Raw genomic sequence first — 19,177 nt, forward strand, 5'->3', positions numbered from 1 at the left:
GCATTTGGGGGTGTGAAGCGAGGTGACGACTCAGCTACCGCGATAGGTGGAGTAGCTGTAAGGCGAAATCAGCAAAGGCACATGGTAATGGTCCTGTTCGGCACTGATGCCAAAGCGCAGTACCACCACGTCCAGAAAAGCCGGCTCGGGCAATTGCACGCCACGGGCACGGTAGTAATCACCGGCGCTGAACTGCAGTTGGTACACGCCGCTGCGGTAGTCGTCGCCTTGCAGCAGCGGCGCGTCGCAACGGCCATCGCTATTGGTGGTGGCGGTGGCAACCAGTTCCAGCTGCGCGCCTTCGACGCGGTACAGCTCAACCTTGATGGCGCTGCCGGGGCAGCCGTGCGCGGCGTCCAAAACGTGTGTGGTCAAACGTCCCATGGCTTTTATGCGCCTCCCGAAGTCAGTCATAGAAAAACCCGCACTCTTTCAGGGCAGTGAAAAAGCCGGCGATGGCTGATTAAGACATTTTCAAAGAAAATTGTACACAATAAATTTCACAGCGCTTCAACCCCCCGTAGGAGCGAGCTTGCTCGCGAAAAACGCCAACGATAACGCGGGCTCTCAGGATGAAAAGTGGCGCCCTCAGGTTATTCGCGAGCAAGCTCGCTCCTACAGTGGGCTTTTTGATCTTAACCTGACCACTTAGGCAAGTTTCTTGCAGAGACCCGTAGAGCGCCCGTTCAGAAAAAATGCAGAAATGCAGGCTTACAAAGTTCGCGATAAGTTGTATACAATCACTCATCGCTGTGACGCCACTCAGTCATTCCACTGCCCGGCCGCCACACATTTGCTACCACGAACAAGAAGGAAGACTGCAGTGAGCGCTGACTACCCACGCGACCTGATCGGTTACGGCAGTAACCCTCCTCACCCCCACTGGCCAGGCAAGGCACGCATTGCGCTGTCGTTCGTACTCAACTACGAAGAAGGCGGCGAGCGCAACATTCTGCACGGTGACAAAGAGTCAGAAGCCTTCCTCTCGGAAATGGTCTCGGCCCAGCCGCTGCAAGGCGAGCGCAACATGAGCATGGAGTCGCTGTACGAGTACGGCAGCCGTGCCGGCGTGTGGCGCATCCTCAAGCTGTTCAAAGAATTCGACATCCCGCTGACCATCTTCGCCGTGGCCATGGCCGCCCAGCGCCACCCGGATGTGATCCGCGCCATGGTCGCCGCCGGCCACGAGATCTGCAGCCACGGCTACCGCTGGATCGACTACCAGTACATGGACGAGGCCCAGGAGCGCGAGCACATGCTCGAAGCCATCCGCATCCTCACCGAACTCACCGGCGAACGCCCGCTGGGCTGGTACACCGGCCGCACCGGCCCCAACACCCGTCGCCTGGTGATGGAGGAAGGCGGTTTCCTGTATGACTGCGACACCTACGACGACGACCTGCCCTACTGGGAACCCAACACCCCCCACGGCAAGCCGCATTTGGTGATCCCCTACACCCTGGACACCAACGACATGCGCTTCACCCAGGTGCAGGGCTTCAACAAGGGCGATGACTTTTTCGAGTACCTCAAGGACGCCTTCGACGTGCTGTATGCCGAAGGCGCCGAGGCGCCGAAGATGCTCTCCATCGGCCTGCATTGCCGCCTGATCGGCCGCCCGGCACGCCTGGCCTCGCTCAAGCGCTTCATTGAATACGTCAAAGGCCATGACCAGGTGTGGTTCACCCGCCGCGTGGACATCGCCCGTCACTGGCACCAAACCCACCCTTTCCCGGGAGCGGCGAAATGACTGCGTTCCAAACCCTTAAACCTTCGACCTTGAGCCGCGACGCCTTCGTCCAGGCCTTCGCCGATATCTACGAACACTCGCCATGGGTGGCCGAAAAGGCCTTCGACCTGGGCCAGGACGCGTCGATCGACCAGATCGAAACCCTGCACCAGCGCATGAGCGATATCCTGTTGAGCGCTGATCACGCCTCGCAACTGGCGCTGATCAATGCTCACCCGGACCTGGCCGGCAAAGCTGCCGTCCAGGGCCAACTGACCCAAGCCAGCACCGATGAACAAGCGGGCGCGGGTATTCACCAATGCACGGCCGAAGAGTTTTCTCGCTTCACCGAGCTGAATGAGGCCTACAAAGCCAAGTTCAAGTTTCCCTTCATCATGGCGGTAAAAGGCAGCAACCGGCACCAGATCCTCGCCGCGTTCGAAACGCGCATCCACAACTCTGCAGACGCTGAGTTCAAGTGCGCGCTGGACGAGATCAACAAGATCGCGTTGTTCCGTTTACTGAACCTCTAGCAGTCCATCCCCAGCCACTCTATCTAAGGCAGACAAGAAGAATGAAAGCTTACGCCGTACCTTTCGAGAAGTTCGTCAACCTGGCCGACGCCCGCCTGGGCACCAAGATCATCTCGGTGACCGATGACTGGTTCGCTGACGCCAACCGCCTGTTCCAGCCGACCCCGGCCGTGTGGAAGGAGGGCGTTTTCGATGACAACGGCAAGTGGATGGACGGCTGGGAGTCACGCCGCAAGCGCTTCGAAGGCTACGACAGCGCGGTGATCCGCCTGGGCGTGCCGGGTTCGATCAAAGGCGTGGACATCGACACTTCATTCTTCACCGGCAACTTCCCGCCGTCGGCCTCCCTGGAAGCCTGCTTCCTGGCCTCGGGCGAGCCGGATGCCAACACCCAGTGGGTGGAAGTGCTGTCGGCCGTCGAGCTGCAAGGCAACAGCCACCACTACCACGAGATCAACAACGACCAGGCGTTCAGCCACCTGCGCTTCAACATCTACCCGGATGGCGGCGTAGCGCGTCTGCGGGTGTACGGTGTGCCGTTCCGCGACTGGTCTTCGGTGGGCGACAACGAACAGGTCGACCTGGCTGCCGCGCTCAATGGCGGCCGTGCCCTGGCCTGTTCCGATGAACACTTCGGCCGCATGAGCAACATCCTCAACCCGGGCCGTGGCATCAACATGGGCGACGGCTGGGAAACCGCACGTCGTCGTACGCCTGGCAATGACTGGGTGATCGTCGCTCTGGGCCACCCGGGCGAGATCGAGAAAATCGTGGTCGACACCCTGCACTTCAAGGGCAACTACCCGGACACCTGCTCGATCCAGGGCGCCTTTGTGAAAGGCGGCACCGACAGCCAGATCGAAACCCAATCGCTGTTCTGGCGCGAACTGCTGCCGGCGCAGAAGCTGGAAATGCACGCCGAACACACCTTCGCCGAGCAGATCAAGGCGCTGGGGCCGATTACCCACATCCGCTTGAACGTGTTCCCGGATGGTGGTGTGAGTCGCCTGCGCGTCCTGGGCAAAGTGTCGAAATAAGCGGTGATGCCATCGCAGGCAAGCCAGCTCCCACAGGGGAATGCATTCCAAATGTGGGAGCGGGCTTGCCCGCGATAGCAATAGACCAAACAACACAGTATTCGGATAAGAAGACAGCCATGCGCACACTGATGATCGAACCCCTGACCAAAGAAGCCTTCGCCCCCTTCGGAGACGTTATCGAAACCGACGGCAGCGACCACTTCATGATCAACAACGGGTCGACCATGCGCTTTCACAAACTGGCCACGGTCGAAACCGCGAAGCCGGAAGACCACGCCATCATCAGCATCTTCCGCGCCGACGCGCAGGACATGCCGCTGACCGTGTGCATGCTGGAGAGACACCCGCTGGGCAGCCAGGCTTTCATTCCGCTGCTCGGCAACCCCTTTCTGATCGTGGTCGCGCCACTTGGCGATGAACCTGTATCAGGCTTGGTCCGCGCCTTCGTCACCAACGGCAGGCAGGGCATTAATTACCATCGCGGCGTCTGGCACCACCCGGTGCTGACGATCGAAAAGCGGGATGACTTCCTGGTGGTTGATCGCAGTGGCACAGGCAATAACTGCGATGAGCATTTTTTCAAAGAGGATGAGCGGTTGATCCTCGCCCCCCACCAATAAGAGAAGGTCTGATCACCCGACAACAAGGGTGACAGGCGAGAGGTAAAGACTGTGGAAGCACATCTGTTGGAATGGCTGAACCTGAGCGTGCGCTGGGTTCACATGATCACTGGCGTCGCCTGGATCGGCGCTTCTTTCTACTTCGTCTGGCTGGAAAACAACCTTAATCGCGTCAACCCCAAGAACGGCCTGGCCGGTGACTTGTGGGCGATCCACGGTGGCGGTATCTACCACCTGGAAAAATACAAACTGGCCCCACCGACCATGCCGGACAACCTGCACTGGTTCAAATGGGAAGCCTATTTCACCTGGATGTCGGGCGTCGCGCTGCTGTGCGTGGTGTTCTACCTCAACCCCACGCTGTACCTGCTCGCCCCCGGCAGCAGCCTCAGCGGCACCGAAGGCGTATTGCTGGGCATCGGCTCACTGTTCGCCGGCTGGTTCATCTACTCCTTCCTGTGCGACTCGGCCCTGGGCAAACGCCCTGCCCTGCTCGGCTTGATCCTGTTCGTACTGTTGATTGCGGCGGCCTACGGCTTCAGCAAAGTGTTCAGCGGCCGCGGTGCGTACCTGCACGTGGGTGCGGTGATCGGCACGATCATGGTGGGTAACGTGTTCCGCATCATCATGCCGGCCCAGCGCGCGCTGGTGGCGGCCATCGCCGAGAACCGCACACCCGACCCGGCGCTGCCGGCCAAGGGCCTGCTGCGTTCACGCCACAACAACTACTTCACCTTGCCGGTGCTGTTCATCATGATCAGCAACCACTTCCCGAGCACCTATGGCAGCCAATACAACTGGCTGATCCTGGCCGGGATCGCGGTGGCGGCGGTGTTGGTGCGCCACTACTTCAACACCCGGCATGACAGCCAGAAGTATGCGTGGACCTTGCCCGTGGGCGCCTTGGCGATGATCAGCCTGGCCTACGTGACCGGGCCCAAGCCCGCTGAGCCGATTGCCAAGGCACCAGCTGCCATCGAGTACCAACCCCTGCCGGAAACCGCATTGGGCGGTGGCTTGAAACCGGCCGCGCCTGCCGCACCCGCCGCTGAACCGGCACCGGCCCAGGCCACCACGGACTTCGGCCGGGTGCACCACGTGATCGAGCAACGCTGCACCGTGTGCCACTCGGCCAAGCCCACCAGCCCGCTGTTCAGCACCGCTCCGGCTGGGGTGATGTTCGACACACCGGCACAGATCCAGCAGCAAGCCGCGCGCATTCAAGCGCAGGCCGTGGCCAGCCAGATCATGCCGCTGGGCAACATTACCCAGATGACCCAGCAGGAGCGGGATTTGATTGGTTCCTGGATCAACCAGGGGGCGCGCACCAACTGACAGTCTGACGCAGATCCAAATGTGGGAGCGGGCTTGCTCGCGAATGCGGTGTGTCATTCAACCCTTAAGGTGACTGAACCGACGCTTTCGCGAGCAAGCCCGCTCCCACAGGGGATATGCGGTGATTTGAAATCGCGTTCCAAATGGCAATTGAATGCCAAACAACACAAAAATAAAAAGATTCGAGGTGTTGCATGTCCCAGTTAGAAACGCAGACTCCTGCCGCGCCCGCCATGGTGCGGCTGCCCCTCTTGCAATTGATTCTGGTAGGCCTGCAACACGTCTTGCTGATGTACGGCGGTGCCGTCGCCGTGCCTCTGATCATTGGCCAGGCCGCCGGCCTGAGCCGTGAAGAAATCGCCTTTCTGATCAACGCCGACCTACTCGTAGCCGGTATTGCCACCATGGTGCAGTCGTTCGGCATCGGCCCGATGGGCATCCGCATGCCGGTGATGATGGGCGCCAGTTTTGCCGCCGTGGGCAGCATGGTCGCCATGGCCGGCATGCCCGGCATCGGTTTGCAGGGCATCTTCGGCGCGACCATCGCCGCCGGGTTCTTCGGCATGCTGATCGCGCCGTTCATGTCCAAGGTGGTGCGCTTTTTCCCACCGCTGGTGACCGGTACCGTGATCACCGCCATCGGCCTTTCGCTGTTTCCGGTCGCCGTGAACTGGGCCGGCGGGGGCAGCGCCGCCGCCACGTTTGGCTCGCCGGTCTACTTGGCGATCGCCGCCCTGGTACTGGCCACTATCTTGCTGATCAACCGCTTCATGCGCGGCTTCTGGGTGAACATCTCGGTGCTGATCGGCATGGGCCTGGGTTACGCGCTGTGTGGCGTGATCGGCATGGTCGACCTCAGTGGCCTGGCCCAGGCGCCGTGGGTGCAGGTGGTGACGCCGTTGCACTTTGGCATGCCCAAGTTCGAGTTGGCGCCGATCCTGTCGATGTGCCTGGTGGTGGTGATCATTTTTGTCGAGTCCACTGGCATGTTCCTGGCCCTGGGCAAGATCACCGGCCAGGAGGTCACGCCGAAGATGCTGCGGCGCGGCCTGCTGTGCGATGCCGGCGCGTCGTTCTTTGCCGGCTTCTTCAACACCTTTACCCACTCCTCCTTCGCGCAGAATATCGGCCTGGTGCAGATGACCGGCGTGCGCTGCCGCTCCGTCACGCTCATGGCCGGTGCATTCTTGATCGTGCTGAGCCTGTTGCCCAAGGCGGCCTATCTGGTGGCGTCGATTCCACCCGCGGTACTCGGCGGCGCGGCGATTGCCATGTTCGGGATGGTGGCGGCGACCGGGATCAAGATCCTGCAGGAAGCCGACATCGCTGATCGGCGTAACCAGTTGCTGGTGGCGGTGAGCATCGGCATGGGCCTGATCCCCGTGGTGCGCCCGGAGTTCTTCGCACAGCTGCCGTTGTGGATGAGCCCGATTACCCACAGCGGCATCGCCATGGCGACCCTCAGCGCGTTGTCGCTGAACATTCTGTTCAACATCCTCGGTGGCGCTGAGCGCCCCGAAGTCGCCCATACGCATTGATTCCTTTGTTAGTACAAAAATAACAACAAACAGGGAACGCCCACATGCACAGCCTTGACGTGGGGCCGGCCACACGCCGCGCCCCATTCTTGCCCCTCGCGCTCTGTTACAGCGCACTTGAGCCCAGGCCTGGGAGCCAGTATTCTCCGCGCCCGCTCGAATCGACTCAAAAAAAAACAGCGAATGTAAAAGCTGACCTCAAGGCCAACTTATCCCGGCCTGATGTTTGCTGCCAAAGTGCGCAAAAGTCCCCTTTATTCGACTGCATCCGTTGCAGCCGACGGGGATTTTTTGGCTTTTTGAACACCTTGGCGCAGCTCTTGCTAAAAGCATCAAAGCTGACCGAACAGACGATTTTTGCAGCGAACCAAAAGGCGCCACACCAGAGCGCCTGCGTAGAAGAAAAACCATAAAACTTTAACTCGGGAGCAACCGAATGAAACCTATGTTCAAAGGCCTGATGCTGGCAGGATCGCTGTTGGCCGGTGGCCAAGCCGTGGCCGGTGACTTGTTGCAGTGGCAAAACAACAGCCTGACTTACCTGTGGGGCAAGAGCTTTACCGTCAACCCGCAGATCCAGCAAACCGTCACCTTCGAACATGCCGACGCGTGGAAGTATGGCGACAACTTCTTCTTCCTCGACCGCATCTTTTACAACGGCAAGGAAGACGGCAACGTCGGGCCCAACACTTACTACGGCGAGTTCAGCCCGCGCTTGTCCTTCGGCAAGATTCTCAACAAGGACCTGTCATTCGGCCCGATCAAGGATGTGTTGCTGGCCTTCACCTATGAGTTCGGCGAAGGCGATAACGAGTCCTACTTGCTGGGCCCGGCATTCGATTTGAACATCCCCGGTTTCGACTACTTCCAGCTGAACTTCTACCAGCGCCAGACCGAAGGCAATCGCCCGGGTGACGGCGTGTGGCAGATCACCCCGGTGTGGTCTTACACGATTCCGGTGGGTAACTCCGACGTGTTGATCGACGGTTTTATGGATTGGGTAGTGGACAACGACAAGAACGCCCGTGGCACTTACCACGCCAACCTGCACTTCAACCCACAGGTCAAATACGACTTGGGCAAGGCGCTGCATTGGGGCGACAAGCAGTTGTATGTGGGTTTTGAGTACGACTACTGGAAGAACAAATACGGGATTGAAGACAGCGGCGCCTTCAAGACGACTCAGGACACAGCAAGCTTCCTGGTCAAGTACCACTTCTAAAGGTCGATCGCGGTTCCCTGTGGGAGCTGGCTTGCCTGCGATCGCGGTGTGTCTGTACCAGCAGTGTTGGCTGGCATACCGCTATCGCAGGCAAGCCAGCTCCCACATTCAGTTCGGCGTCAGGCCGAGGAACCGAGCGATTTCTTCGCGCTTGGCCAGCGCATCCTTGCGCCCCAGCTCGATCAACTCGCTGCAATACCCCGCCTCGAACAACAGATAACTCAACACCCCCGCGCCGCTGGTCTTGGTCGCCCCAGGCCCGCGCAAAAACACACGCAGTGCCGCCGGCAACTCCTGGCGATGTCGTGCGGCGATTTCATCGATGGGCTGGCTGGGGGCAATCACCAGCACCTCCACTGGCGCCAGGCCCTGCACCGCCGCATCCACAGGCACGACGCGGCTGAACTGGTTCAAGCGCTCCAGCAGCTCGATATCGCTTTCCAGGCTGTCAATGAACGTGCTGTTGAGCATGTGCCCGCCAATTTGCGCCAGGGTCGGTTGCTGGCCGGTGTAGGTGCGTTGCACCGAAGGTTCATTGCCCCGAGGGTTGCCACTCACCCCCACCACCAACACGCGACTGGCGCCCAGGTGCAAGGCCGGGCTGATGGGGGCGGACTGGCGCACCGCGCCATCGCCGAAGTACTCCTGGCCGAGTTTGACCGGGGCAAACAGCAGCGGGATCGCCGAACTGGCCAGCAGGTGCTCCACGGTCAATTGGGTGGGCACACCGATACGCCGATGGCGCAGCCAGGCATCAATGGTGCCGCCGCCCTGATAGAAGGTCACCGCTTGCCCGGACTCATAACCAAACGCGGTCACCGCCACCGCCTGCAAATGCTGGCGACGGATCGCCTCGTCGATGCCGTCCAGGTTCAAGCGCTCCTGCAACAGCTCGCGCAGCGGTGAGCTGTTGAGCAACGCCACCGGCACCTGGGCGCCCAGGCCCAGCAGGCTGTGGATCAGGAAACGACTGGCCTGGCGCATCACCCCCGGCCAGTCACTGCGCAGCACCTGATGGCTGCGAAAGCCCTGCCAGAAGGCCGTCAGCCGTTGGATGGCCGCGGAAAAATCGCTGGCGCCACTGGCCAGGCTCACCGCATTGATCGCGCCAGCGGAGGTGCCGACGATCACCGGAAAAGGATTCGCTGCCCCCGCAGGCAGCAACTCGGCAATCGCCGCCAACACCCCCACCTGATATGCCGCGCGCGCCCCGCCGCCGGAAAGAATCAAACCTGTGACCGGTTCCGCTGGGCGCATTGCGTCACTCCATGTGAGAAGGGGTTGGGGTTATCGACGGCGCTTTTCGTACAACTTGGGCTCACCCGGTGGCCGGCTCTTGAAGCGGCGGTGCGTCCACAGGTATTGCTCGGGGCATTCGCGTACCGAGGCTTCGACCCACTGGTTGATGCGCAGGCAGTCGGCCTCGTCGGTTTCACCCGGGAAGTCGGTCAGCGGCGCATGGATCACCAGGCGGTAACCGCTGCCGTCAGCCAGGCGCTCCTGGGTAAACGGCACCACCAGCGCCTTGCCCAGGCGAGCGAACTTGCTGGTGGCGGTGACGGTGGCGGCCTGGATGCCGAACAGCGGCACGAAGATACTTTGCTTGGCGCCGTAGTCCTGGTCTGGCGCGTACCAGATGGCCCGGCCGGCGCGCAGCAGCTTGAGCATGCCGCGCACGTCGTCACGCTCCACGGCCAGGGAATCGAGGTTGTGGCGTTCGCGGCCACGGCGCTGGATAAAGTCGAACAACGGGTTGCCGTGTTCGCGGTACATGCCGTCAATGGTGTGCTTTTGCCCCAGCAGCGCCGCGCCGATTTCCAGGGTGGTGAAGTGCAGCGCCATGAGGATCACGCCCTTGCCGTCCAACTGCGCCTGGGTGAGGTGTTCCAGCCCTTCGACATGGGCCAGGCGCGCCAGGCGCGGCTTGGGCCACCACCAGCTCATGGCCATTTCAAAGAAGGCGATGCCGGTGGAAGCGAAGTTTTCCTTGAGCAGGCGTTTGCGTTCCTTGGCGGATTTTTCCGGGAAGCACAGCTCGAGGTTACGCGCCGCAATACGGCGACGATCACCGGCCACGCGGTACATGCCCGCGCCCAGCAGGCGACCAATGGTCAGCAGGGCCCGATACGGCAATTGAGTGACCAGCCACAGCAGGCCGAGCCCCAGCCATAGCAGCCAAAAACGCGGGTGAAGAAATACAGCTCGAAAACGCGGGCGATCCATTACAGATTCCGGTAAAGACAAGGGCCGCGCATTCTACAACGGTTCGACTCGGCTTGCGGCGGGTGAGTGTTCTCGTTATAAGTCTCGACACTTTTCGTGACAAGCCGCTTTCGCCGACCATGAGCCAAACCGAACCGCTAGACCAAGATCCCGTGTTCCAGCTAAAAGGCAGCATGCTCGCCATTACCGTGCTGGAACTGGCCCGCAATGACCTCGACGCCCTGGACCGCCAACTGGCCGCCAAGGTCGCCCTGGCGCCGAACTTCTTCAACAACGCCCCGCTGGTGCTGGCCCTGGACAAGCTGCCGGCCGGCCAGGGCGTGATTGATTTGCCCGGGCTGATGCGCGTATGCCGCTCCCATGGCCTGCGTACACTGGCCATCCGTGCCAGCCGCATCGAAGACATTGCCGCCGCCATCGCCATTGAACTGCCAGTACTGCCACCGTCCGGCGCCCGCGAGCGTGCGCTGGAACCATCGGTCGGCGAAGAAAAGAAAAAACCGGAAAAACCGCCCGAGCCTACGATCAGGCCAACCAAGATCATCACCTCGCCTGTGCGCGGCGGGCAGCAGATTTACGCCCAGGGCGGCGACCTTGTGGTGGTTTCCTCGGTCAGCCCGGGGGCGGAACTTCTTGCCGATGGCAACATCCATGTATACGGCCCGATGCGCGGACGCGCCCTGGCCGGCATCAAGGGTGATACCAAGGCGCGTATTTTTTGCCAGCAGTTGACCGCTGAGCTGGTTTCCATCGCGGGTCAGTACAAGGTTTCCGAAGATTTGCGCCGCGATCCACTGTGGGGCGCTTCGGTACAGGTCAACCTGTCGGGCGATGTGTTGAACATCATCCGTCTTTAACGGATACTGCCGCATTTTCCAAGCATCTCTAGACTCTGATAGCAAAGCGAAACCGGCAAGACTTGTGTAGGACTTTTTGGAAGTTGGTGTTTTCCCATGGAAACCCCGGCTTTTTCCTGCAAAGGCTGTCCGCCTGCGGCGAGCTCCAAGAGATGTTTTTCAGGGACCGAAAGTCCTTTTTCCTTAGGGGTGAAACACCTTGGCCAAGATTCTCGTGGTTACATCCGGCAAGGGTGGTGTGGGTAAGACCACCACCAGCGCCGCTATCGGTACCGGCCTCGCTCTGCGCGGCCACAAGACAGTCATCGTCGACTTCGACGTCGGCCTGCGTAACCTTGACCTGATCATGGGCTGCGAGCGCCGCGTGGTGTATGACTTCGTCAACGTGGTGAACGGCGAAGCCAACCTGCAACAGGCCCTGATCAAGGACAAGCGCCTTGAGAACCTGTACGTGCTGGCCGCCAGCCAGACCCGTGACAAAGACGCGCTGACCAAGGAAGGCGTGGGCAAGGTTCTGGCCGAGCTCAAGGAAACCTTCGAATACGTGGTGTGCGATTCGCCGGCCGGTATCGAAACCGGTGCTCACCTGGCGATGTACTTCGCCGATGAAGCCATCGTGGTGACCAACCCGGAAGTGTCCTCGGTACGTGACTCGGACCGTATGCTGGGCCTGTTGGCCAGCAAGTCCAAGCGCGCCGAAGAAGGCCAGGACCCGATCAAGGAACACCTGCTGCTCACTCGCTACAACCCGGAGCGCGTCAACAATGGCGAAATGCTCGGCGTTGAAGACGTGAAGGAAATCCTCGCCGTGACTCTGCTGGGCGTGATTCCGGAATCCCAGGCCGTCCTGAAGGCATCCAACCAGGGCGTGCCGGTGATTCTTGACGACCAGAGCGACGCCGGCCAGGCGTACAGCGATGCCGTGGATCGCTTGCTGGGCAAGACCGTGGAACACCGCTTCCTCGATGTCAAGAAGAAGGGATTCTTCGAGCGTATCTTTGGAGGCAACTAAACAATGAAATTTCTCGACTTCTTTCGCGCCAACAAAAAACCCAGTACCGCATCGGTCGCGAAAGAGCGTCTACAGATCATCGTGGCGCACGAACGCGGCCAACGCAGCACCCCGGACTACCTGCCAGCCTTGCAGAAGGAACTGGTCGAGGTGATCCGCAAGTACGTCAATATCGGCAACGATGACGTGCATGTCGCCCTGGAAAATGACGGCAGCTGCTCGATTCTGGAACTCAATATCACCCTGCCCGATCGTTGATCGAACGGGCGGTCGCCACGGCGGCTCTGCTACCTGGCCCTGTACTGCTGTAGGAGCGAGCTTGCTCGCGAAAAACCTGAGAACACCGCGTTTAACCTCAATGAACGCAGTGCCGATAAGTTCTTCGCGGGCAAGCTCGCTCCTACAGGGTGAGGGGGCGGTCAGTGGAGCCGCCGTTGGCGTTTGTTACGAGGCTGTTTAATGCCGCTGTCCAATATCCATATCCTGCATCAGGACGACGCTGTCCTGGTGGTGAACAAGCCCACCCTGCTGCTCTCGGTGCCTGGCCGCGCCGACGACAACAAGGACTGCCTGATCACCCGCCTGCAGGAAAACGGCTACCCCGAAGCCCGCATCGTCCATCGCCTGGACTGGGAAACCTCGGGGATCATCCTGCTGGCCCGGGACGCGGATACCCACCGCGAACTGTCCCGCCAGTTTCACGACCGCGAAACAGAAAAGGCCTACACCGCCCTGGCCTGGGGCCAACCGGCACTGGACAGCGGCAGCATCGACCTGCCTCTGCGCTACGACCCGCCGACCAAGCCTCGCCATGTGGTCGACCATGAGTTCGGCAAACATGCGCTGACCTTCTGGAAAGTGCTGGAGCGTTGCGGCGACTGGTGCCGCGTGGAGCTGACCCCCATCACCGGGCGCTCGCACCAGTTGCGCGTGCATATGCTCTCCATCGGCCACCCGCTGCTCGGTGATGGTTTGTATGCCTATGAACAAGCCCTTGCCGCCTGGCCACGCCTGTGCCTGCATGCAAGCATGCTCAGCTTCACCCATCCGCAAAGCGGCGAGCGCCTGCGCTTCGAGTGCCCTGCACCGTTTTAAATTTGGCAACACGATCAAAATGTGGGAGCGGGCTTGCTCGCGAAGGCGACGGTTCAGTTAACACAACTGTGACTGAGACACCGCCTTCGCGAGCAAGCCCGCTCCCACATTTAGTTCGGTGTCAGTTCTAGACACCGAGTCAAACCAATACGGTAAACTCCGCGCATTGCTGTCTGGAGCTATTTATGCGCGAAGCGTTGAATCAAGGCCTGATCGACTTCCTCAAGGCCTCCCCTACTCCTTTTCATGCCACTGCTGCCCTGGCCCAGCGCCTGGAAGCGGCCGGTTACCAGCGTCTCGACGAGCGCGACACCTGGGCCACCGAGGCCAACGGTCGCTACTACGTGACCCGCAACGACTCCTCGATCATCGCCTTCAAGCTCGGCCGCCAATCGCCGCTGCAGGACGGTATCCGCATGGTCGGCGCCCACACCGACAGCCCATGCCTGCGGGTCAAGCCCCAGCCGGAGCTGCAACGCCAGGGCTTCTGGCAACTGGGCGTGGAAGTCTACGGCGGCGCACTGTTGGCGCCCTGGTTCGACCGCGACCTGTCCCTGGCTGGCCGTGTCACCTTCCGCCGCGATGGCAAGGTCGAGAGCCAACTGATCGACTTCAAGCTGCCGATCGCCATCATTCCCAACCTGGCCATTCACCTCAACCGTGAAGCCAACCAAGGCTGGGCGATCAATGCCCAGACCGAGCTGCCGCCGATCCTCGCGCAGTTTGCCGGTGACGAGCGCGTGGACTTTCGCGCCGTGCTCACCGAACAGTTGGCCCGCGAGCACGGGTTGAATGCCGATGTGGTGCTCGACTACGAGCTGAGTTTCTACGACACCCAGAGTGCCGCCGTGATCGGCCTCAATGGCGACTTCATCGCCGGCGCGCGCCTGGACAACCTGCTGTCGTGCTACGCCGGTTTGCAGGCCTTGCTCACCAGCGACACCGATGAAACCTGCGTGCTGGTGTGCAACGACCACGAAGAAGTCGGCTCCTGCTCGGCCTGCGGTGCCGATGGCCCGATGCTGGAACAGACCCTGCGTCGCCTATTGCCCGAAGGTGAAGAATTCGTACGCACCATTCAAAAATCCCTGCTGGTGTCGGCAGACAACGCCCACGGCGTGCATCCCAATTACGCCGAGAAACACGACGCCAACCACGGTCCGAAACTCAACGCCGGCCCGGTGATCAAGGTCAACAGCAACCAGCGCTACGCCACTAACAGCGAAACCGCCGGGTTCTTCCGCCACCTGTGCATGGCCCAGGAAGTGCCGGTGCAAAGCTTCGTGGTGCGCAGCGACATGGGCTGTGGCTCGACCATCGGCCCCATTACCGCCAGCCACCTGGGCGTGCGTACGGTGGACATCGGCTTGCCGACCTTTGCCATGCACTCGATCCGCGAGCTGTGCGGCAGCCATGACCTGGCGCATCTGGTCAAGGTGCTGGGGGCGTTTTACGCCAGCCGCGATTTGCCCTGAGACCGAGGCGCGCCCATCGCGGGCAAGCCCGCTCCCACACTTGAATGTATTCACAGATCAAATGTGGGAGCGGGCTTGCCCGCGATGGGTTTCCAAACAGACATAAAGCTATCTGACTCACATCAACTGCACTTCTGCCAATCCGGCCTAGACTTGTCAGAACTTCCAATCCGACAAGGCCGCCTCCGCCATGATCTCAATGTCCTCCTTCCACGCCATGCTGATCCCCATCGTGATCGGCATGATCATGCTCGCGGTCGGCTTCAACTTTCGCGACAAGCCTCTGGGCGTGTTTGGCATGTGGATCGGCATGCTGTTGATCCTCGGCACCGTGCTCTACAAGATCCTCGCCAAACTGGCGCAGTGACAAATGCGCTCGCATTGGGCATAGCGGCCTCGTACACTCGGTCAATTCGTCGTTTTCAAGGTTGACCGCCTCGTGTTCTCCCGTCTGTTTGCCCTGCCCTGCTACCTGCTGATCGCTCTGCTCACGCTGCTGCCGCTAACGTCCGCCCAAGCCGTGGGCTTACCGGGGATGCTGGGCGGTTCCAGCAAGACCCAACCCCAGGCCGAAGTGCCCCTGGGGCAGTCGCTGGACGAAGTGATCAAGACCCTCGAAAACGACCAGCAACGCACCCAGTTGCTCAGCGACCTGAAAAAGCTGCGCGCCGCCACGCAAAAGGCCCAGCCCGCCGCCGAACTCGGAGTACTCGGGTTGATCGGCAGTACGCTGTCGGGCTTTGAGCAGCAGTTTTCCGGCGCCGACAGCCCGCTGGGGCGTTGGTCCAATGAAGTCGACCTGGCCAAGGATGAACTCGCCGCGCTGATGTTGCCGGCCAGCGAATGGCTGCCGATCATCTTCGGTTTTGCTGTGATCCTGGCGGTGTGGAGCCTGCTGGCCGCCGCGCTGATCTGGCTCAGCCACCGGGTGCGCGAGCGCTTCGGACTGCCCGAAGAGCTGCCGCAGCACCCGCGCACCTGGGACATGTTGCGCTTCGCCCTGCGCAAGCTGGGCCCCTGGCTGATCGCCCTGGTGATCACGGTGTACCTGAGCTACGCCCTGCCTTCATCCCTGGGTAAATCGTTGGCCATGGTGCTGGCCTATGCCTTGGTGGTCGGCACCTGCTTCTCGGCCATCTGCGTGATTGCCTTCTCGCTGCTCGACGGCCCGCACCGCCACCGCGCCCTGTATATCCTGCGCCACCAGGCGTTCCGCCCGCTGTGGTGGATCGGCAGTTTTGCCGCCTTCGGTGAAGCCCTGAGCGACCCGCGCCTGGTTGCAGCCCTCGGCCAGCACCTGGCCCACACTGCCGCGACCGTGGCCAATGTAATGGCGGCGTTGTCCACCGGGGTGTTTATCCTGCGATTCCGCCGGCCGATTGCGCACCTGATCCGCAACCAGCCGCTGTCGCGCCGCCTCAACCGCCGTGCGCTCACCGATACCCTGTCGATCATCGGCACCTTCTGGTACCTGCCGGCGCTGTTGCTGGTGGGCATTTCGCTGTTCGCCACCTTCCTCTCCGCCGGCGACACCAGCACCGCCCTGCGCCAGTCGCTGCTGTGCACGGTGTTACTGGTGCTGTGCATGGTGATCAACGGCCTGGTGCGCCGCCACGCCCTCAAGCCGCACCGCGGGCACAAGCGCCATGCACTGTATTCCGAGCGCCTTAAAGGCTTCGTCTACACCTTGGTGCACTTGGTGGTGTGGCTGGTGTTTATCGAGTTGGGGCTGCGGGTGTGGGGCCTGTCGATGATTCGCTTTACCGAAGGTGACGGTCATGAAATAGCCGTCAAGCTGTTTGGCCTCGCGGGCACGTTGCTGTTTGCCTGGCTGATCTGGATCCTCAGCGACACGGCCATTCACCACGCCCTGACGCGTTCGCGCAAAGGCTTGGCCAACGCCCGTGCGCAGACCATGATGCCGTTGATCCGCAACGTGCTGTTCGTGACCATTTTCATCATCGCCGCCATCGTCGCCCTGGCGAACATGGGCATGAACGTCACGCCCCTGCTGGCCGGTGCGGGTGTGATCGGTATCGCCATCGGTTTTGGTGCGCAGTCGCTGGTGGCAGACTTGATCACCGGCCTGTTCATTATCATCGAAGACTCCCTGGCCATCGACGACTACGTGGATGTGGGCGGCCACCTCGGCACGGTGGAAGGCTTGACCATCCGTACCGTGCGCCTGCGCGATATCGACGGCATCGTGCACACCATCCCGTTCAGCGAAATCAAGAGCATCAAGAACTACTCCCGCGAATTCGGCTACGCGATCTTCCGCGTGGCGATCCCCTACAACATGGAAATCGACGACGCGATCAAACTGATGCGCGACGTCGGCCATGCCATGCGCAACGACCCGCTGCAACGCCGCAATATCTGGTCTCCGCTGGAGATCCAGGGCGTGGAAAGTTTCGAGTCCGGCAGCGCGATCCTGCGCGCACGCTTCAAGACTGCGCCGATCAAGCAGTGGGAAGTGTCGCGGGCGTTCAACCTGTCGCTCAAGCGGCACCTGGATGAAGCCGGGCTTGACCTGGCAACGCCGCGCTTGAGCGTGCAGGTGCTGACCGCCGGCAGCGTGCAGGAGAAAGATCCACAACAATAAGCAAGGAGAGGTTGGTATGCGTATGAACGGTCTGACACACCAATGGGTTTTGGGGTTGCTCGGCGCGGTCGCAAGCAGTGCCGTGATTGCCGCCAGCAGCGGCCAGGACAGTGCCCGGGAGGAAATTGCCGCCCAGGCGAAAATCCTCGAACCCAGCCTGTTGGAAACCCGCCGCGATATCCACGCCCACCCCGAACTGGGCAATACCGAAACCCGCACCGCCGAGCTGGTCGCCAAACAGTTGCGCGAACTCGGCCTTGAGGTGAAGACCGGGGTGGCCCGCACCGGCGTCGTCGCCATCTTGAAAGGCGCCCTGCCCGGCCCGACCGTGGCCCTGCGCGCCGACATGGATGCGCTGCCGGTCAAGGAAGTCGCCGACCTGCCCTTCGCCTCCAAAGCCAAGGGCACCTACCTGGGCAAGGAAGTCGACGTGATGCACGCCTGCGGCCACGACGCCCATACCGCCATCCTGCTGAGCACTGCGAAGATTCTTACGGGAATGAGCGAGCGCCTGCCCGGCACCGTGGTGTTTTACTTCCAACCGGCCGAAGAAGGCCCCAGCGACTTTATCCCCGACGGCAAGAACACTTGGGGCGCAAAGATGATGGTGCAGGAAGGCGTGATGAAAGCGCCCAAGCCTGACGCGGTGTTCGGCCTGCATGTGTGGGCCGGTGTGCCTGCCGGGCAAATCGCCTACCGCCCGGGCCCGACCCTGGCCAGCTCCGATGACCTGCGCATCAAAATCCTCGGCAAACAGACCCACGCCGGCCGCCCCTGGGACGGTATCGACCCGATCACCGTCGGCGCGCAAACCATTGTCGGCCTGCAGACCGTGGTCAGCCGCCGCACCGATATTTCGTCATTCCCTTCCGTGGTGAGCATCGGCACCATCAACGGTGGCACCCGCTACAACATCATCCCCGAGTCGTTGGACATGAGCGGCACCATTCGCTCCTACGACTACGGCATTCGCCAGAAGCTGCATGCAGACGTGCGTCAAACCGTAGAGAAAATCGCCGAAAGCGGTGGCGCCAAGGCCGAAGTGACGATCATCGAGAAGTACGACCCCACCATCAACAACCCGGCGTTGACCGAGAAAATGCTGCCGAGCCTGCGCTGGGCGGCTCAGGATGATGTGGTGCAAGGCCCATTGGTAGGTGGCGCCGAAGACTTCTCGTTCTATGCCAAGGAGGCGCCGGGGTTGTTTGTGTTCCTGGGGGTGACCCCACGGGACCAGGACATGAGCAAGGCGGCGCCGAATCACAACCCTGGGTTCTTTGTGGATGAGTCGGCATTGGTGGTGGGCGTGAGAACGCTGGCGTCGTTGGCGACGGACTACCTCTACACCCACACCCCCCTGTAATGCTTGATGTGGGAGCGGACTTCCCTGATGCCTGTCAGTTAAACGCAGATCCCGTGTGGGAGCGGGCTTGCTCGCGAATGCGGTGGGTCAGTCAGCGCATCCAGTGACTGGTATCGCGCTTTCGCGAGCAAGCCCGCTCCCACATTTGATCTTCGCGGCTTTAAGCATTGCGTTCGCTTGACTGATCGGCATTAGGGCAAGCCCCCTCCCACATTTGAACCCAGGTGAATCAGTTGGCGAGGGCCGCGCCATCCATTTTCTGGCGCAGGCTCAACGGGCGCATGTCGGTCCACACTTCCTCGATGTAGGCCAGGCATTCTTTCTTCATGCCGCTCTTGCCCACGGTGCGCCAGCCTTCTGGCACGGCCTTGTAGTCGGGCCAGATCGAATACTGTTCTTCATGGTTGACCACTACCTGAAAGAGGATGTCGTCGCGGTCAAATACTGAGGTCATTGCTGTTCTCCGTCGCTCAAAGGCTGGCTGCGCACCACGCGCAGCACTGATATCTATAGAAACGTACCAAGGGCCT

The 19,177-nt window shown here is 61.1% G+C and carries 20 protein-coding genes; 16 read left to right on the forward strand and 4 right to left on the reverse strand.

Annotated elements, in window-relative coordinates; genetic code table 11:
* Nucleotides 1-30: 30 nt before the first annotated feature.
* Entirely contained in the window at nt 31-414 is a 384-nt protein-coding gene (uraH, locus tag N2A98_RS18220) for a hydroxyisourate hydrolase (protein ID WP_169918229.1), read from the reverse strand.
* A gap of 409 nt (nt 415-823) precedes the next feature.
* Between uraH and puuE the strand changes: the two genes are divergently transcribed.
* The 8 genes from puuE to N2A98_RS18260 all read left to right on the forward strand — a co-directional run bounded on the left by puuE (nt 824) and on the right by N2A98_RS18260 (nt 8,017).
* Nucleotides 824-1,750, forward strand: a complete 927-nt coding sequence (puuE, locus tag N2A98_RS18225; protein ID WP_044271671.1) for an allantoinase PuuE — start codon at nt 824-826, stop codon at nt 1,748-1,750.
* A complete protein-coding gene (gene uraD / locus N2A98_RS18230) occupies nt 1,747-2,262 on the forward strand; it encodes a 2-oxo-4-hydroxy-4-carboxy-5-ureidoimidazoline decarboxylase (RefSeq protein WP_044271673.1) in 516 nt (171 codons plus the stop codon). The genes puuE and uraD overlap by 4 nt, the downstream gene beginning before the upstream one ends.
* A 41-nt stretch (nt 2,263-2,303) precedes the next feature.
* A complete protein-coding gene (gene alc, locus N2A98_RS18235; RefSeq protein ID WP_014719294.1) occupies nt 2,304-3,299 on the forward strand; it encodes an allantoicase in 996 nt (331 codons plus the stop codon).
* 119 nt (nt 3,300-3,418) lie between these two features.
* Nucleotides 3,419-3,922: an ureidoglycolate lyase gene (locus tag N2A98_RS18240; protein ID WP_003192823.1), complete on the forward strand. Its 504-nt coding sequence runs from the start codon at nt 3,419-3,421 to the stop codon at nt 3,920-3,922.
* A gap of 51 nt (nt 3,923-3,973) precedes the next feature.
* Nucleotides 3,974-5,257 (forward strand): urate hydroxylase PuuD, encoded by a 1,284-nt coding sequence (locus N2A98_RS18245; RefSeq protein WP_275622467.1) that lies wholly within the window; start codon nt 3,974-3,976, stop codon nt 5,255-5,257.
* 194 nt (nt 5,258-5,451) lie between these two features.
* Nucleotides 5,452-6,795: a nucleobase:cation symporter-2 family protein gene (locus N2A98_RS18250; RefSeq protein ID WP_032896003.1), complete on the forward strand. Its 1,344-nt coding sequence runs from the start codon at nt 5,452-5,454 to the stop codon at nt 6,793-6,795.
* A gap of 44 nt (nt 6,796-6,839) precedes the next feature.
* Nucleotides 6,840-7,208 (forward strand): hypothetical protein, encoded by a 369-nt coding sequence (locus N2A98_RS18255; RefSeq protein WP_125970471.1) that lies wholly within the window; start codon nt 6,840-6,842, stop codon nt 7,206-7,208.
* Nucleotides 7,209-7,231: 23 nt separating this feature from the next.
* The gene (locus N2A98_RS18260) at nt 7,232-8,017 is read left to right on the forward strand and encodes an outer membrane protein OmpK (RefSeq protein WP_044271679.1); all 786 of its coding nucleotides are present in this window, start codon (nt 7,232-7,234) and stop codon (nt 8,015-8,017) included.
* A 108-nt stretch (nt 8,018-8,125) separates the two neighbouring features.
* Here N2A98_RS18260 and N2A98_RS18265 read toward each other — a convergent pair whose 3' ends face one another.
* Together N2A98_RS18265 and N2A98_RS18270 are read right to left on the reverse strand one after the other, a co-directional pair.
* On the reverse strand, nt 8,126-9,274 hold the full coding sequence (locus N2A98_RS18265) for a patatin-like phospholipase family protein (RefSeq protein WP_275622468.1): 1,149 nt from the start codon (nt 9,272-9,274) through the stop codon (nt 8,126-8,128).
* Nucleotides 9,275-9,304: 30 nt separating this feature from the next.
* Complete coding sequence (locus N2A98_RS18270; RefSeq protein ID WP_047711480.1) at nt 9,305-10,240, reverse strand: lipid A biosynthesis lauroyl acyltransferase; 936 nt, start codon at nt 10,238-10,240, stop codon at nt 9,305-9,307.
* Nucleotides 10,241-10,359: 119 nt separating this feature from the next.
* Between N2A98_RS18270 and minC the strand changes: the two genes are divergently transcribed.
* The 8 genes from minC to N2A98_RS18310 all read left to right on the forward strand — a co-directional run bounded on the left by minC (nt 10,360) and on the right by N2A98_RS18310 (nt 18,647).
* Complete coding sequence (gene minC, locus N2A98_RS18275; RefSeq protein ID WP_032895999.1) at nt 10,360-11,097, forward strand: septum site-determining protein MinC; 738 nt, start codon at nt 10,360-10,362, stop codon at nt 11,095-11,097.
* A gap of 199 nt (nt 11,098-11,296) precedes the next feature.
* Nucleotides 11,297-12,109 (forward strand): septum site-determining protein MinD, encoded by an 813-nt coding sequence (gene minD, locus N2A98_RS18280; protein ID WP_003192835.1) that lies wholly within the window; start codon nt 11,297-11,299, stop codon nt 12,107-12,109.
* Nucleotides 12,110-12,112: 3 nt separating this feature from the next.
* A complete protein-coding gene (gene minE / locus N2A98_RS18285) occupies nt 12,113-12,367 on the forward strand; it encodes a cell division topological specificity factor MinE (protein ID WP_003175252.1) in 255 nt (84 codons plus the stop codon).
* Between the two features lie 201 nt (nt 12,368-12,568).
* Nucleotides 12,569-13,204 (forward strand): RluA family pseudouridine synthase, encoded by a 636-nt coding sequence (locus N2A98_RS18290; RefSeq protein ID WP_275622469.1) that lies wholly within the window; start codon nt 12,569-12,571, stop codon nt 13,202-13,204.
* Between the two features lie 185 nt (nt 13,205-13,389).
* Complete coding sequence (locus N2A98_RS18295) at nt 13,390-14,679, forward strand: M18 family aminopeptidase (protein WP_003192841.1); 1,290 nt, start codon at nt 13,390-13,392, stop codon at nt 14,677-14,679.
* Nucleotides 14,680-14,869: 190 nt separating this feature from the next.
* Complete coding sequence (locus N2A98_RS18300; protein WP_164692207.1) at nt 14,870-15,046, forward strand: hypothetical protein; 177 nt, start codon at nt 14,870-14,872, stop codon at nt 15,044-15,046.
* Nucleotides 15,047-15,118: 72 nt separating this feature from the next.
* Nucleotides 15,119-17,284, forward strand: a complete 2,166-nt coding sequence (locus N2A98_RS18305) for a mechanosensitive ion channel domain-containing protein (protein WP_125970472.1) — start codon at nt 15,119-15,121, stop codon at nt 17,282-17,284.
* Between the two features lie 16 nt (nt 17,285-17,300).
* A complete protein-coding gene (locus N2A98_RS18310; RefSeq protein WP_275622470.1) occupies nt 17,301-18,647 on the forward strand; it encodes an amidohydrolase in 1,347 nt (448 codons plus the stop codon).
* Between the two features lie 229 nt (nt 18,648-18,876).
* Here N2A98_RS18310 and N2A98_RS18315 read toward each other — a convergent pair whose 3' ends face one another.
* Nucleotides 18,877-19,101: an MbtH family protein gene (locus N2A98_RS18315; protein WP_003192847.1), complete on the reverse strand. Its 225-nt coding sequence runs from the start codon at nt 19,099-19,101 to the stop codon at nt 18,877-18,879.
* Nucleotides 19,102-19,177 lie beyond the last annotated feature (76 nt).

It is taken from the genome of Pseudomonas sp. FJ2-5-13 (assembly GCF_029201605.1).
GTDB lineage: Bacteria > Pseudomonadota > Gammaproteobacteria > Pseudomonadales > Pseudomonadaceae > Aquipseudomonas > Aquipseudomonas lactis.

Coding starts and splice junctions, on each gene's coding strand:
- uraH (WP_169918229.1), bottom strand. CDS start 414: ATGACTGACTTCGGGAGGCGCATAAAAGCCATGGGACGTTTGACCACA.
- uraD (WP_044271673.1), top strand. CDS start 1,747: ATGACTGCGTTCCAAACCCTTAAACCTTCGACCTTGAGCCGCGACGCC.
- alc (WP_014719294.1), top strand. CDS start 2,304: ATGAAAGCTTACGCCGTACCTTTCGAGAAGTTCGTCAACCTGGCCGAC.
- N2A98_RS18240 (WP_003192823.1), top strand. CDS start 3,419: ATGCGCACACTGATGATCGAACCCCTGACCAAAGAAGCCTTCGCCCCC.
- N2A98_RS18250 (WP_032896003.1), top strand. CDS start 5,452: ATGTCCCAGTTAGAAACGCAGACTCCTGCCGCGCCCGCCATGGTGCGG.
- N2A98_RS18255 (WP_125970471.1), top strand. CDS start 6,840: ATGCACAGCCTTGACGTGGGGCCGGCCACACGCCGCGCCCCATTCTTG.
- N2A98_RS18260 (WP_044271679.1), top strand. CDS start 7,232: ATGAAACCTATGTTCAAAGGCCTGATGCTGGCAGGATCGCTGTTGGCC.
- N2A98_RS18265 (WP_275622468.1), bottom strand. CDS start 9,274: ATGCGCCCAGCGGAACCGGTCACAGGTTTGATTCTTTCCGGCGGCGGG.
- N2A98_RS18270 (WP_047711480.1), bottom strand. CDS start 10,240: ATGGATCGCCCGCGTTTTCGAGCTGTATTTCTTCACCCGCGTTTTTGG.
- minC (WP_032895999.1), top strand. CDS start 10,360: ATGAGCCAAACCGAACCGCTAGACCAAGATCCCGTGTTCCAGCTAAAA.
- minE (WP_003175252.1), top strand. CDS start 12,113: ATGAAATTTCTCGACTTCTTTCGCGCCAACAAAAAACCCAGTACCGCA.
- N2A98_RS18290 (WP_275622469.1), top strand. CDS start 12,569: ATGCCGCTGTCCAATATCCATATCCTGCATCAGGACGACGCTGTCCTG.
- N2A98_RS18295 (WP_003192841.1), top strand. CDS start 13,390: ATGCGCGAAGCGTTGAATCAAGGCCTGATCGACTTCCTCAAGGCCTCC.
- N2A98_RS18300 (WP_164692207.1), top strand. CDS start 14,870: ATGATCTCAATGTCCTCCTTCCACGCCATGCTGATCCCCATCGTGATC.
- N2A98_RS18310 (WP_275622470.1), top strand. CDS start 17,301: ATGCGTATGAACGGTCTGACACACCAATGGGTTTTGGGGTTGCTCGGC.
- N2A98_RS18315 (WP_003192847.1), bottom strand. CDS start 19,101: ATGACCTCAGTATTTGACCGCGACGACATCCTCTTTCAGGTAGTGGTC.